This window comes from Streptomyces sp. NPDC046909 (assembly GCF_040644695.1).
Lineage (GTDB): Bacteria > Actinomycetota > Actinomycetes > Streptomycetales > Streptomycetaceae > Streptomyces.
This window is the reverse complement of record NZ_JBEYXC010000013.1, coordinates 1-13,818: the sequence shown is the minus strand read 5'-3', so window position 1 is coordinate 13,818 and position 13,818 is coordinate 1. Positions and strand designations below refer to the sequence as shown.

The following is a 13,818-nucleotide window of genomic DNA, read 5'->3' as shown; positions in this document are numbered from 1 at the left end:
CGGTGACGCCCTCGGTCAGTTCCTCAGTGACATGTCGGCCGACACCTCCCGCCCCTTTCCGGACCCTTCGCCGCCACTTGCCCCACATCCTTTGACCCGCCCGCCCGTTCGGCCGCACGCTGGAAAGCCTCGGCACCGGACGTACGGAGGCGGCCATGGGGGAGTCCGAGGTGTATGGGGCCACGCAGGGGACGGGGACGGGGGCGGGGCATGCGGTCGTGTCCGTGGGGGCGGTGGAGCCCGTCGCGGCGCAGTCGCTCGACCGGATCGAGGAACTGTTCACGGAGTTCCTCATGGCGGTCGCCCGGCCGGTGGATCAGGCTCGGGAGGACGGCCGGAATCTGAGCCGGCGGTTGCGGGACCATCTGGGGTCGGATCCGTCCGGGTGGCCCGTCGTCAAGGCCGCCTATCCGTCGTACGACCTTCCCAACGTGCATCTCGCGCTGGAGAGTTGGTTCGCCGCCGACGGCCGTTGCCACGAGCTGGTCGGGCTGCGCGGCTCACGGCACCGCGGTGATCTCTCCCTCGGTGACATCATCGAGTCCGCCGACCGCCACGACCGGTTCACCATCGGCGCCGTCGAGTACGCCCATCTGCCGGTCTCCCCGGACGCCGAACTCGCCTGCGTGTCCTGCGGGTTCTTCCTCGGAGAGGAGGGCGGTGAGCGGTTCGCCGTACTGCTGCGCGGGCCCGCCGACGAGTACGGGCGCGACAAGGTCGAGATCGAGGTCATCGCGGCGGAGAAGGAGTTCTCGGACCGGGTGCTCGCCGAGATCGACGTGCTCGTGCATGAACTCAACGTCTTCCGTGGTCAGGTGCTGTCCTTCGAGGGCTCGGAGTTCGGGCACGGCCTCGGACCGTTCCGCTTCCACCGTCGGCCCGGCCTGACCCGTGCGGAGATCGTGCTGCCGACCGGTCTGCTGGACCGCGTCGACCGGCAGGTCGTCGGTGTGGCCCGGCGCCGCGAGCAACTGCGCGCGGCCGGGCAGCACTTGCGCCGGGGGCTTCTCCTCTACGGCCCGCCCGGCACCGGCAAGACCCACACCGTCCGCTATCTCCTCTCCCACCTCCCGGAGTTCACGGCCGTCATCCTCTCCGGCGTCACCATCGGCGCGATCGCCCCCGCCTGCGCCCTGGCGCGGATGCTCCAGCCCGCCCTCGTCGTCCTGGAGGACTGCGACCTCATCGCGGAGGCCCGGCACTTCGGCGGCGGTGAACAGCCCCTGCTCTTCCAGGTGTTGAACGAGATGGACGGCCTCGGCGACGACGCCGACGTCGCCTTCCTCCTCACCACCAACCGCGCCGACCTCCTCGAACCCGCCCTGGCCCAGCGCCCGGGCCGCGTCGACCTCGCCGTCGAGATCCCGCTCCCCGACGCCGAGGGCCGGGCCCGGCTCCTCGACCTCTACGGCCGCGGGCTCGGCCTCGACGCGGAGATCGTCGGAGAAGTGGTGGCCCGTACGGAGGGCACGACCGCCTCCTTCACCAAGGAGCTGGTACGGCGGTCCGTGCTCGTCGCCGCCGAGCGGGAGTCGGCGCGTACGGAACCGCGGGACGTCCGCGAGGCCCTCGACGAGCTGCTGTCCGACCACGACCGGCTGACGCGGCGGCTGCTCGGGGTGCGGGGCGCGGAGGACGTCGAGGGCGACGAGGACGTCGAGGGCGGCCAGTACTGGATGCCGGGGGATGAGCCGCCCGAGCCCACGGGCCCGCACGCCCGCGGCGGCTCGGCCCCCGCCCGCGTCTACGGTCCGCCTCCCCACGACCCGCCTCCCCACGAGCCGCCGCTCTACGACCCGCCCCCCTTCGGTCCGCCGCCCTCCGGTCCGCCTCGCATCCACCCCCCACGGCCCCCTGGCCCACCGCCCTCGTTCTAAGCGGACCCGGTGAAGTCGGCTGCGGTACGGCAGCGCCGCTAAGGGGCGCGGGGAACTGCGCGACCAGCCACGACGGCGCCGCAGACGAACGCCGACACGTCGCCGCACATCCAGCGGAGCGCTTAGACCGCGTCCAGCCGCGCCAGCTCCTCCGCGCTCAGCACCAGCTCCGCCGCCCCCGCCGAGTCCCGGATCGTCTCCGGACGGCTCGCCCCCGGGATCGGAATCAGAGTCGGTGACTTCGCCAACAGCCAGGCCAGGCACACCTGTTGAGGACTGACCCCGCGCTCGCCGGCGACCTCGTGGAAGGCCCCGAACCGCCCGTACCGCCCGACCCGCCCCGTCCCCGGCAGCCCCGACGGCCCGTCCAGCGAACTGCGCGAGATCCCGCCCAGCGGACTCCACGGCAGGAAGGCCAGCCCCAGCTCCGCGCACAGCCGCAGCTCCGCCTCGGCGGACCGTACGGCCGGTGAGTACTCGTTCTGCACCGACACCAGACGGTCACCGAGGATCGCTCGGGCCGTACGGATCTGCTCCGCGTCCGCGTTGGAGACCCCGGCCAGCCGGATCTTGCCCTCGTCGAGCAGTTCGAGCAGGGCGCCGACCGACTCCTCGAAGGGCACGGCGGGGTCCGGCTTGTGGAGTTGGTAGAGGCCGATGGCCTCGACGCCGAGGCGCTTCAGGGATCCCTCGGCGGCCCGCTTCAGATGCCGGGGGTCGCCGTTCACCGTCCAGCTGCCGTCGGCCGGCCGGCCCCGGCCGCCCTTCGTGGCCACCAGGACCTCCGTGCCCGCATCTGCGAGGGCGCGGGCCACGAGCCGTTCGTTGTGGCCGGGTTCGGCGCCGGGCAGCTGGTAGGAGTCGGCGGTGTCGAACAGGGTCACCCCGGCGTCCAGGGCGGCCCGTACGGTCGCCAGAGCCCGCTCCTCGTCCGGCCGCCCCTCGATGGACAGCGGCATCGCGCCGAGCCCCACGGCGCTCACCTTCAGGTCGCCAAGTGCGCGGTACCGCATGTCAGTTGTCGTCCTTTTCGAGGGTCTCCGCGACGGCTGCCGACAGCCAGGCCGGTGCGGCGCGGAAGACGAAACCGAGCTTCGTGGCGCGGGAGTTGTCCATGCCGTAGGAGCGGAAGAAGGAGAACGGGGAGACCTCGCCGACCTCGACGAGCTGGAGGACGACCTTGCCCTCGGGTATGTGCGCGACGATCGCCTCGCACAGGTCGACGGTGGTCAGCGGGCCGTGGGAGGCCGCGTTGACCGGGCCCGTGAAGTCCGCGCCGGCCGCCCAGACCAGGAAGTCGGCGATCTCCTCGACGTGGATGTAGGTGGCGGGCTGGTTGGAGAAGGGCACGGCGATCGGCTCGCGGGCCCGGATCCGGGAGGCGTAGTGGTCGAGACGGCCCGTGAAGTCGTCGGCCCCGCCCAGCACATGGGCCACCCGGACCGCCACGTACGGGAAGTCCGGGGCGGCCGCGAACACCGCCTCCGCCTGCCGCTTGCCCTCGCCGTAGTGGGAGTCGAGGAACTCCGGGTCCTCCCAGGGGAGTTCGAGATCGACGGGCACGGTCAGCGGATCGACGGCGTCCTCGCGGACCGGCGTGATGGAGTCCTCGTACTCGTACACCTCGACCGTCGACGTCATCACATAGCGCCGGGTCCGTCCCGTGAAGACCCGCCGGGCGATCTCCGCCTGCCTCGGTGTGTAGCAGACCTGGTCGACGACGACGTCGAAGGTGCGGGAGCCGAGCGCCTCGGTGAGGGACCTCTCGTCGTTCCGGTCGGCGACGAGGTGTGTCACGCCGGGCGGCGGGGCGGACGAGCCGCGGTTCAGTACCGTCACCCGGTCCCCGGCGGCCAGCAGACGTGTGATGAGCCGCTTGCCGAAATAGCGGCTGCCGCCGATGACCAGTATCTCCCGTGCCTCTTCCATGACCATAATTCTCCCGGCGTACATCCACGTCCTGAAGGGGGAACCATGGGAGTTCCGGCCGCCGTACCGAAAGAACCCCGGCATCTGCGCCCCGCCGCCAGCGAAACCTCGGTGGCCTTCGACGAGCTGGACCGGCAGATCCTCCAGCTCCTCCAGACCGACGGACGGATCAAGCTGAGCGAGCTGGGGCGGCGGGTGCGGCTGAGTCCGGCGGCGGTCACCGAGCGGGTGCGGCGGCTGGAGGCGGCGGGGGTGATCAGCGGGTACGGCGCCCATGTCGTGCCGGGCCGGCTCGGGTACGGCATCCAGGCGTTCATCCGGGTCAATCCGCACGGCGGCTACAACCTGAAGCACCCCAGGACCCTGGAGCTCATCGAACGCCCCGAGATCATCGAGGTGCACCACGCGGTCGGCGAGGACTGCTGGATCCTCAAGGTCGCCGTCCGGGACACCGTCCATCTGGAGGAGGTCCTGGAGCAGGTGTCCGCGCTGGGCCGCACCACGACCTCGATCGTGCTGACCTCTCCGGTGGAGCGGAAACCGCTGTTGCCTTGACGTCGGCGTAAAGGATTACGTTCGTGGACATGCGAATCGGCGAGCTGGCCGCGCGGGCCGGGACCACGACCCGGACGCTGCGGTACTACGAGTCACGCGGACTGCTGCCCGCCCGGCGGGGCGGCAACGGATACCGGACGTACGACGAGAGCGACCTGAAGCTGCTGCGGCAGATCAGGACGCTCCAGGACTTCGGGTTCGACCTGGAGGAGACGCGCCCCTTTGTGGAGTGTCTGCGCTCCGGGCACCCGGAGGGCGACTCGTGCCCCGCGTCGATCGCGGTGTACCGGCGCAAGCTGGCGGAACTGGACGAGCTGATCGGCGACTTGCAGACCGTGCGCGCGCAGATCGGCGTACGGCTGGCCGCGGCCGATGGCGAACCACCTGTGTGCGAACTGGGAGGGCATGAGCTGTGATCGATGTGACGGACGAGGATTTCGCGGCGGAAGTGATCGGCGCCGATCTGCCGGTGCTGGTGGAGTTCACGGCGGACTGGTGCCCGCCGTGCCGGCAGATGGGGCCCGTGCTGCGCGCGCTCTCGGCGGAGGAGGGCGACCGGCTCAAGGTCGTCCAGCTGAACGTGGACCACAATCCGCTGACCACGAATGCCTACAAGGTTCTCTCGATGCCCACGTTCATGGTCTTCCGTGGCGGTGAGCCCGTGAAGTCCATGGTGGGGGCCCGGCCGAAGCGCCGTCTGCTGGAGGAACTAGCCGACGTCATCTAGCTACCCGCATAACGAAAAAATCCCCTCGGCAATTGCGCCGGGGGGATTCTTTTGCTTAGACTCAATGGTTCGCGACTTTACGGGAATTGAGTCGTGGAGAAGTTCAGTAGGCACAGTATATCCGGGCGGGAGTGGAATTGTCAAACACCGGTTTTCCAGACGATGAATTGCGGCGTGAGCAGGAATTCATCGACACCTTGTACGCGCGCGTGGACGCCCTGCGCGGTCACACCGAGGCCGGAGTCACCGACGCCCTCGCCCAGGGCAACACGCCCATGCAGGCCCGCCTGGAGCGGGACATCCTGGTCGCCGAGCGGTCGGGGCTGCTCGCCGCGCTCAACGCCGTCGACGGGTCGCTGTGCTTCGGCCGGATCGACCTGACCCCGGGCACGAGCCACCACATCGGCCGCATCGGGCTGCGCACCGACGACGCCGAACGCACCCCGGTCCTGATCGACTGGCGGGCCGATGTCGCCCGGCCCTTCTATCTCGCCACCGGGCACACCCCGATGGGCCTGCGGCGGCGCCGGCACATCACCACCGAGGGCCGGACGGTCACCGCCCTGCACGACGAGATCCTCGACCTCGGCGACGAGGAGCGCACCGGGCACGAGGACCCGACCGGCGACGCCGTGCTGCTCGCCGCGCTCGACGCCGCCCGCACCGGCCGGATGCACGACATCGTGCAGACCATCCAGGCCGAACAGGACGAGATCATCCGCGCCCCGCACCGCGGGATCCTGGTCGTCGAGGGCGGCCCCGGCACCGGCAAGACGGCCGTCGCCCTGCACCGGGCCGCGTATCTCCTCTACGAACACCGGGAGCTGCTCGCCAAGCGCGCCGTCCTCATCGTCGGCCCCAACCCCGCCTTCCTCGGCTACATCGGCGAGGTGCTGCCCGCACTCGGCGAGACCGGCGTGCTCCTGGCGACGGTCGGCGAACTCTTCCCCGGCGTACGGGCGAAGGCCGCCGACACTCGCGCGGCGGCCGCGGTGAAGGGCCGCGCCGACATGGCGGACGTGCTCGCCGAAGCCGTACGCGACTGGCAGTCGCTGCCCGACCCGGTGATCGCGATCGAGCACGAACGCGAGATCCTCATGCTCGACGACGACCTGGTGCGGGTGGCCCGCGAACGCACACGCGAGGCCGAGCTGCCGCACAACGTCGCCCGCGAGCACTTCGAGGGCCACATCCTCAACACCCTCACCGAGCTGTACGCCGAGCGCGTCGGCACCGACCCGTACGACGGCTCCAGCCTGCTCGACGCCAGCGACATCACGCAGATCCGGGACGAGCTCGCCGAGAACCGTGAAGTCTGGGCCGCCATCGACCAGTTGTGGCCGCGCCTGACCCCGCAGCGCCTGGTCGCGGACTTCCTCGCCGACCCGGTCGGCTACCTCCCCGACGAGGACGCGGCCGCGATCCGCCGCCCGGTGACCCGCGCGTGGACCGTGTCCGACGTACCGCTGCTCGACGAGGCCGCCGAACTGCTGGGCGTGGACGAGCGGTTGGCGCGGGCGCGGGCCGAGCGCGAGCGGGAGACGCAGGTCGCCTACGCGCAGGGCGTGCTGGACGTGTCGTACGCCTCCCGGACCTACGAGTTCGAGGACATCGACGACGAGGACTCCGAGGTGCTGTCGGCCCACGACATCATCGACGCCGAGCGGTTCGCCGAGCGGCAGGAGGAGGACGACCACCGCAGCGCCGCCGAACGCGCGGCGGCCGACCGGACCTGGGCGTTCGGGCACATCATCGTCGACGAGGCGCAGGAACTGTCGCCGATGGCCTGGCGGTTGCTCATGCGGCGCAGCCCCACGCGCTCGATGACCCTGGTCGGCGACCCCGCGCAGACCGCGGAGGCGGCGGGCGTCGGGTCATGGCGGAAGATCCTGGAACCGTATGTCGAGGACCGCTGGGAGCACACCCGCCTCGGCGTCAACTACCGCACGCCCGCGGAGATCATGGAGCTGGCGGCGGCCGTCGTACGGGCGGAGCACCCCGACTTCGAACCGCCGAGTTCGGTCCGCTCGACAGGCGTACGGCCCTGGGTGCGCGCCACCGACGACCTCCCCGGCGCCGTCGCCAAGGCGGTCGCTGAGCTGACCCCCGCCGAGGGCCGGCTCGCGGTCATCGCCCCACGCCATCTCCACGGCAGGCTGGCCGCCCACCTGGACGGAGTGACCGCGGGCGCCGAGCCCGACCTGACCCGGACCGTCGTCCTCCTCGACCCCCGGCAGTCCAAGGGCCTCGAATTCGACTCGGTGCTGGTGGTCGAGCCGGGGCTGTACGGCACGAGCGACCTGTACGTGGCGCTGACCCGGGCCACGCAGCGACTGGGGGTGCTGCACACGGGGCGGTTGCCCAGGGCGCTGGCCGATCAGGAGGACGGGGGCGCCGAGGAGGCGTAGTTCGGGTGCAGGGACGGGGCGAGGGGCTCCAGGGGCGCGCACAGGGCGGTCGGGAAGTCCGGCTCCCTGTCCTGCACCGCCTGGCAGCCCCCTGTCGCGGTCCGGAAGAACGGCTTCCAGCCCGACTCCTCGGCCTTGTAGAACCAGCGGTCGCCCAGATGGGGCGCGCAACCGTCGTTCCCGGGGTCGCCGCAGACCGGGCCGGTGGGCCAGGAGATGTCCAGGACCAGCCACTTGCCGTCGCAGTGTTCCGCGTCGCGGTAAGTGTGGGCGGGTGAGTCGACCGCCTTCACCGCCTGCTCGTAGGAGCCGGTGGTGCAGCCGGTGGCCGCCGGCGTGCAGCCCAGATCGCCGCAGAGTCGCAGCGCGGGCGGCTTGGCGCCGTCGGCGGTGAAGACGGCGCCGGGGTAGCCGACCACCAGCTCGCGGTCTCCCAGGGGTTCGGGGAGCTTGACCCGGGCCTTCGCCGTGGTGGATTTCGTGCAGCCGGAGCCGCGGTCCCCGGACGGCGAGGTGAAGGTGACCTGGACCGGCACGGTGTTCGCGACGGGCTCGGTGAGTTCCGCCTTGAGGTCGCGCACACACGGGTTCGGGCCACTGGGCACGTCCACGGCGATGGTCACCGTGCGTCCGTCGGTACCGAGTTCGGCGCCGGTGATCTGGGAGCGCGTGGGCGCCGACAGCGTCCAGTGCGGCTCGGTGGCCGACGGGGTGGGGCCGCCCTGGCCCGCCACCTGGGTCCCGCACGCGCCGAGAAGCAGTACGGCGAGCGCGCAGAGCGGGGCGGCCGCGGCCGCCCCGCGCTTGCCTCCGGATCGCATGAGCCCTCAACTCCCCCGTGGGGCACGGACATCGACCCGGACCACTCTAAGGAAGCGCCGCTCGCGGCTACGCGGGCCGTAGCCAGACCGTTGCCAGGGGCGGCAGCGTCAGCTGGATGCTGGCCGGGTGACCGTGCCACGGTGTCGCCTCCGGCTTCACGGCGTCCGGGTTGGTGACGTCGCCGCCGCCGTACTTGGCGAGGTCGGTGTTGAGGGACTCGTGCCAGGCGGGGATGTCGTCGGGGACGCCGAGGCGGTAGTCGGGGCGGACGACGGGGGAGAAGTTGGAGACGGACAGAAGGGGGACCCCTTCCGCGTCGAAGCGCAGGAAGGCGAAGACGTTGTCGTCCGCCGCGTCACCGACGACCCACTGGAAGCCGTCGGGGGTCGTGTCCCGCTGCCACAGGGCCGGGGTGTGGCGGTAGACGATGTTGAGGTCGCGGACCAGGTCCCGGACGCCACGGTGATCCGCCTCCGCCCCGTACGCCGGGTCGAGCAGCCACCAATCCGGGCCGTGCGCCTCCGACCACTCCGCTCCCTGCGCGAACTCCTGGCCCATGAACAGGAGTTGCTTGCCCGGGTGAGACCACATGAAGCCGAGATAGGCGCGGTGGTTGGCGCGCTGCTGCCACCAGTCGCCCGGCATCTTCGACACCAACGACCGCTTGCCGTGCACGACTTCGTCATGCGAGATCGGGAGCACATAGTTCTCGCTGTACGCGTACACCATCGAGAACGTCATCTCGTTGTGGTGGTACTTGCGGTGGACCGGCTCATGCTGCACATAGTCCAGCGAGTCGTGCATCCAGCCCATGTTCCACTTCAGCCCGAACCCCAGACCCCCGAAACCGCCCGGGCCTATGTGGTGGGTGGCCCGCGTGACGCCGTCCCAGGCCGTCGACTCCTCGGCGATGGTCACCACGCCCGGCACCCGCCGGTACACGGTGGCGTTCATCTCTTGCAGGAACGCGACCGCGTCCAGGTTCTCCCGGCCGCCGTGCTCGTTCGGCAGCCACTGGCCCGGCTCGCGCGAGTAGTCGAGGTAGAGCATCGAGGCGACCGCGTCCACCCGCAGCCCGTCGATATGGAACTCCTCGCACCAGTAAAGGGCGTTCGCCACCAGGAAGTTGCGCACCTCACGGCGCCCGAAGTCGAACTCCAGCGTCCCCCAGTCCGGGTGCGCGGCACGCAGCGGATCCTCGTGCTCGTACAGGGGCCGCCCGTCGAACTCCGCCAACGCCCAGTCGTCGCGCGGGAAATGGGCCGGAACCCAGTCCATGATGACGCCGATCCCGGCCTGGTGCAGCGCGTCCACCAGGTACTTGAAGTCGTCCGGCGTGCCCAGCCGGGCCGTCGGCGCGTAGAACCCGGTGACCTGGTAGCCCCACGACCCGCCGAAGGGGTGCTCGGCGACCGGCATCAGCTCGACATGCGTGAAGCCGAGATCCTTGACGTACGCGGGGAGCTGCTCGGCCAGTTGACGGTACGTCAGCCCGGGGCGCCAGGAGGGCAGATGGACCTCGTACGCCGAGAAGGGCCCCTCGTGCGCGGGTGTCTCGGCCCGCTGCTCCAGCCACGCCGCGTCCCCCCACTCGTGGTGCGAGGCTTGCACGATCGACGACGTGTTCGGCGGGACCTCGGTGCGGCGGGCCAGCGGGTCCGCGCGCAGGGTCTTCGAACCGTCCGGCCGGGTGATCTCGAACTTGTACAGCTCGCCCTCGCCGATGCCGGGCACGAACAGCTCCCAGACCCCGGAGGAGCCGAGCGAGCGCATCGGATATCCGGTGCCGTCCCAGAAGTTGAAGGTGCCGGCGAGACTCACCCCGCGCGCGTTCGGCGCCCACACCGTGAACCGGGTGCCGGGCACGCCCTGGTGGGTCATCGGCTGCGCGCCCAGCGCCCGCCACAGCTCCTCGTGCCGGCCCTCGCCGATCAGATGCAGATCCAGATCGCCCAGCGCGGGCAGGAAACGGTACGCGTCCTCGGTGTCCTGCGCGCTCCCCTCGTACGCCACGAGCAGCCGGTACTCCGGGACCTCCCGCAGCGGCAGCAGGCCCGAGAAGAAGCCGTCCCCGTCGTCGTGCAACTCGGCCCGGAACGTGTCGGCGACGACCGTGACGGACAGGGCGTACGGCTTGAACACACGGAAGGCGATGCCGCCGGGCAGCGGGTGGGCGCCCAGGACGGCGTGCGGGTCGTGGTGGGTGCCGGCGCGGAGGCGGTCGCGGTCGTGGGCGTCGAGGGCGGATGCCTCCGGCGGCAGCGCAGGGGTGGGTGAGGCGACTTTTTCGGTGGCTGCCTTTTTCGTGCCGACCTTCTTGGCAGCGGCCTTCTTGGCGACGGCCTTCTTCACAGCGGCCTTTTTCACAGCTGCCTTCTTCACGGCGGGCGTCTTGGCAGCTGCCTTCTTGACCGCCGACGTCTCCCTCTCCGCTGCCTTCTTCACGCTCTTCGCGGCCTTCTTGGCCGACTTCTTCGGATCCGGATCGCTGGACGGGGGGCGGGGGGTCACTGGTGGAGCCTCCTCGGCTGTGCGGGTCGGATCAGATCAGGTCGGATGTGGCGTACCGCTCGATCGCGGCCAGCGGCACGGGCAGCCAGTCGGGGCGGTGCCGGGCCTCGTAGACGACCTCGTAGATCGCCTTGTCCGTCTCGTAGGCGCGCAGCAGCACGGGGTCGGTACGCGGATCCGCGCCGGCGACCTCGGCGTACCCGGAGCAGTAGGCGGCCCGGCAGGCGTGGGCCCAGCCGGGCGCGGGCGGGTCGGCGGAGAGGGCGGCGTAGTCGAAGGAGCGCAGCATGCCGGCCACGTCCCGGGCCGGAGGCTGCGGCATCCGGCGCTCGGCCAGCGGCTTCGACGGTTCGCCCTCGAAGTCGATCAGCGACCAGGGCCCGGCGGGCGAGCGCAGGCACTGCCCGAGATGCAGATCGCCGTGGATGCGCTGGGCGGTCCAGGTACGGCCCTCGGCGGCCAGGTCGTCCAGCGCCGTGAACGCCGAGTGCAGCCCGGCGGCGTACGGCAGCAGCGCGGGCACCGCCTGCACGGCGGCGTCGAGGCGCTCGATCATGCCGTCGACCAGCAGCCGCAGCTGGGCGTGGCCGAGGGTCACCGAGGGCAGCGCGCGGGCGAGCGCCGTGTGCACCTCGGCGGTGGCCCGCCCCAGCGCCCGCGCCTCCGCGGTGAAGTCCTCGCCCTTGGCCAGCTCGCGCAGCGCCAGCTCCCAGCCGTCCGCCGCGCCCTTCACGAAGGGCTGGAGCACCCCGAGGACGTACGACTCCCCGTCCAGCTCGGCGAGCATCCACCCCGTCGGCGCGGGCACCCGCGGGCAGCCCTCGCGGGCCAGCGCGAGCGGGAGTTCCAGGTCGGGGTTGACGCCGGGCACGATCCGGCGGAGGAGTTTCAGGATGAACGTATCTCCGTAGACGACCGACGAGTTCGACTGCTCGGCGGCCAGCACGCGGGGCACCAGACCGGGCCGGATCTCCTGGCCCGGGTCCCGTTCGAAGCGCAGCCCGCCGATCCGGGCCCGGGAGCGCAGCGCCTCCAGGAGCACCTCGGCGGGCCGGGGGTCGTACAGGGCCTCGTACACCGTGCGTCCGGCGAGCGGGCCCTCCTCCAGGTGGCCGATCAGCGCGGGCGCCAGATGGGGTGGCAGCGCCTCGCGCACCCCTATGAGGAGCTGGTAGCAGTCGCCGCGGGTCATGGGCTGATGGGCCTGGACCAGGAGGTGGTACAGGCCCAGCTTGCCGTCGGCCGGAAGCAGTTCGGTCGCCGCGACCAGGGTGAACCCGGTGACGGGACGGCCCTTGCCCGCGAACCAGCGCTGCCTCGGCAGCCACTCCCGCAGCAGTGGATCAAGTGACGCCAGGAGGGCGGGGCTTGTCGTGGCGGTACGGGTGACGGCTTCCGACATGGCGTCGCGTCCTTTCCCCGGGTGGACGGGGTGTTACTGATGCGTGCCCCGGGCGGGACGGGAGAAACCGAGGAACTCCGCCCCGCCGGGCTCTCAGACGGCGTCCTTGCGGAGCCGGAACCAGTAAAAGCCGTGCCCCGCCAGCGTCAGCAAGTACGGCAGCTCCCCGATGGCCGGGAATCGCACCCCGCCGAACAGCTCGACCGGATGCCGACCGTTGAACGTGCTCAGGTCCAGCTCCGTGGGCTGCGCGAAGCGGGAGAAGTTGTGCACGCACAGGACGAGGTCGTCCTCGTACTCGCGGAGGAACGCGATCACGGCCGGGTTGGACGACTGGAGTTCGGTGTAGGAGCCGAGGCCGAACGCCGGGTTCTGCTTGCGGATCTCGATCATGCGGCGGGTCCAGTGCAGCAGCGAGGACGGACTGCTCATGGAGGCCTCGACGTTGGTGACCTGGTAGCCGTAGACGGGATCCATGATGGTCGGCAGATACAGCCGCCCGGGATCACTGGAGGAAAAACCTGCGTTACGGTCCGGCGTCCACTGCATCGGCGTGCGTACGGCGTCACGGTCGCCGAGCCAGATGTTGTCGCCCATGCCGATCTCGTCGCCGTAGTAGAGGATCGGCGAGCCGGGGAGGGACAGCAGGAGGGCGGTGAACAGTTCGATCTGGTTGCGGTCGTTGTCGAGGAGGGGCGCGAGCCGCCGCCGGATGCCGATGTTGGCGCGCATGCGGGGGTCCTTGGCGTATTCGGCCCACATGTAGTCGCGTTCTTCGTCGGTGACCATTTCGAGGGTGAGCTCGTCGTGGTTACGGAGGAAGATGCCCCACTGACAACTGGACGGAATCGCGGGCGTCTTGGCGAGGATTTCGGAGACCGGGTAGCGGGATTCGCGGCGGACCGCCATGAAGATGCGGGGCATGACGGGGAAGTGGAAGGCCATGTGGCATTCGTCGCCGCCGGACTGGTAGTCGCCGAAGTAGTCGACGACGTCCTCGGGCCACTGGTTCGCCTCCGCCAGCAGCACCGTGTCCGGGTAGTGCGCGTCGATCTCCTTGCGGACCCGCTTCAGGAACTCGTGGGTCGCCGGGAGGTTCTCGCAGTTGGTGCCCTCCTGCTGGTAGAGGTACGGCACCGCGTCGAGGCGGAAGCCGTCGATGCCGAGGTCCAGCCAGAACCGCAGCGCGGAGATGATCTCCTCCTGGACCGCCGGGTTCTCGTAGTTGAGGTCCGGCTGGTGAGAGAAGAAGCGGTGCCAGTAGTACTGCTTGCGGACCGGGTCGAAGGTCCAGTTGGAGGCCTCGGTGTCGACGAAGATGATTCGGGCGTCCTGGAACTGCTTGTCGTCCTCGGCCCAGACGTAGTAATCGCCGTAGGGGCCGTCGGGGTTGGCGCGGGATTCCTGGAACCACGGGTGCTGGTCGCTGGTGTGGTTCATGACGAAGTCGATGATGACGCGCATGCCGCGTTGGTGGGCGGCGTCGACGAATTCGACGAAGTCGGCGAGGTCGCCGAACTCGGGCAGGACGGCGGTGTAGTCGGAGACGTCGTAACCGCCGTCGCGCAGCGGCGACTTGAAGAAGGG

Annotated in this window: 11 protein-coding genes; 5 read left to right on the top strand and 6 right to left on the bottom strand. The window is 70.6% G+C overall.

The window, feature by feature from the left end:
* Window positions 1–155: 155 nt before the first annotated feature.
* Entirely contained in the window at window positions 156–1,877 is a 1,722-nt protein-coding gene (locus ABZ928_RS35480) for an ATP-binding protein (RefSeq protein WP_361528019.1), read from the top strand.
* A gap of 122 nt (window positions 1,878–1,999) precedes the next feature.
* Here the strand turns inward: ABZ928_RS35480 and ABZ928_RS35475 are convergent, their stop codons facing one another.
* Both ABZ928_RS35475 and ABZ928_RS35470 read right to left on the bottom strand, forming a co-directional pair.
* Window positions 2,000–2,890 carry an aldo/keto reductase gene (locus tag ABZ928_RS35475; RefSeq protein ID WP_361528017.1) on the bottom strand — a complete coding sequence of 297 codons (891 nt, stop codon included), beginning with the start codon at window positions 2,888–2,890 and terminating at the stop codon, window positions 2,000–2,002.
* A gap of 1 nt (window position 2,891) precedes the next feature.
* The gene (locus ABZ928_RS35470) at window positions 2,892–3,812 is read right to left on the bottom strand and encodes an NAD-dependent epimerase/dehydratase family protein (protein ID WP_361528015.1); all 921 of its coding nucleotides are present in this window, start codon (window positions 3,810–3,812) and stop codon (window positions 2,892–2,894) included.
* A 39-nt stretch (window positions 3,813–3,851) separates the two neighbouring features.
* On the opposite strand from ABZ928_RS35470, the gene ABZ928_RS35465 reads away from it, so the two are divergent.
* The 4 genes from ABZ928_RS35465 to ABZ928_RS35450 all read left to right on the top strand — a co-directional run bounded on the left by ABZ928_RS35465 (window position 3,852) and on the right by ABZ928_RS35450 (window position 7,496).
* Window positions 3,852–4,361 carry an Lrp/AsnC family transcriptional regulator gene (locus ABZ928_RS35465; RefSeq protein WP_361528013.1) on the top strand — a complete coding sequence of 170 codons (510 nt, stop codon included), beginning with the start codon at window positions 3,852–3,854 and terminating at the stop codon, window positions 4,359–4,361.
* A gap of 29 nt (window positions 4,362–4,390) precedes the next feature.
* A complete protein-coding gene (locus ABZ928_RS35460; RefSeq protein WP_361528513.1) occupies window positions 4,391–4,777 on the top strand; it encodes a MerR family transcriptional regulator in 387 nt (128 codons plus the stop codon).
* Window positions 4,774–5,088, top strand: a complete 315-nt coding sequence (locus ABZ928_RS35455) for a thioredoxin domain-containing protein (RefSeq protein WP_361528011.1) — start codon at window positions 4,774–4,776, stop codon at window positions 5,086–5,088. The genes ABZ928_RS35460 and ABZ928_RS35455 overlap by 4 nt, the downstream gene beginning before the upstream one ends.
* 167 nt (window positions 5,089–5,255) lie before the next feature.
* Window positions 5,256–7,496: a UvrD-helicase domain-containing protein gene (locus ABZ928_RS35450; RefSeq protein WP_361528009.1), complete on the top strand. Its 2,241-nt coding sequence runs from the start codon at window positions 5,256–5,258 to the stop codon at window positions 7,494–7,496.
* Here ABZ928_RS35450 and ABZ928_RS35445 read toward each other — a convergent pair.
* From ABZ928_RS35445 to treS, 4 genes are all read right to left on the bottom strand, one after another.
* On the bottom strand, window positions 7,466–8,317 hold the full coding sequence (locus tag ABZ928_RS35445) for a hypothetical protein (protein ID WP_361528007.1): 852 nt from the start codon (window positions 8,315–8,317) through the stop codon (window positions 7,466–7,468). The two genes, ABZ928_RS35450 and ABZ928_RS35445, sit on opposite strands and share 31 nt — an antisense overlap.
* A 67-nt stretch (window positions 8,318–8,384) precedes the next feature.
* On the bottom strand, window positions 8,385–10,829 hold the full coding sequence (glgB, locus tag ABZ928_RS35440; RefSeq protein ID WP_361528005.1) for a 1,4-alpha-glucan branching enzyme: 2,445 nt from the start codon (window positions 10,827–10,829) through the stop codon (window positions 8,385–8,387).
* A gap of 31 nt (window positions 10,830–10,860) precedes the next feature.
* Window positions 10,861–12,231, bottom strand: coding sequence for a maltokinase (locus ABZ928_RS35435; RefSeq protein ID WP_361528003.1), 1,371 nt, complete (start codon window positions 12,229–12,231; stop codon window positions 10,861–10,863).
* Window positions 12,232–12,324: 93 nt separating this feature from the next.
* Window positions 12,325–13,818, bottom strand: a 1,494-nt coding sequence (gene treS / locus ABZ928_RS35430) for a maltose alpha-D-glucosyltransferase (protein WP_361528001.1), incomplete at its 5' end; no start/stop codon positions are given.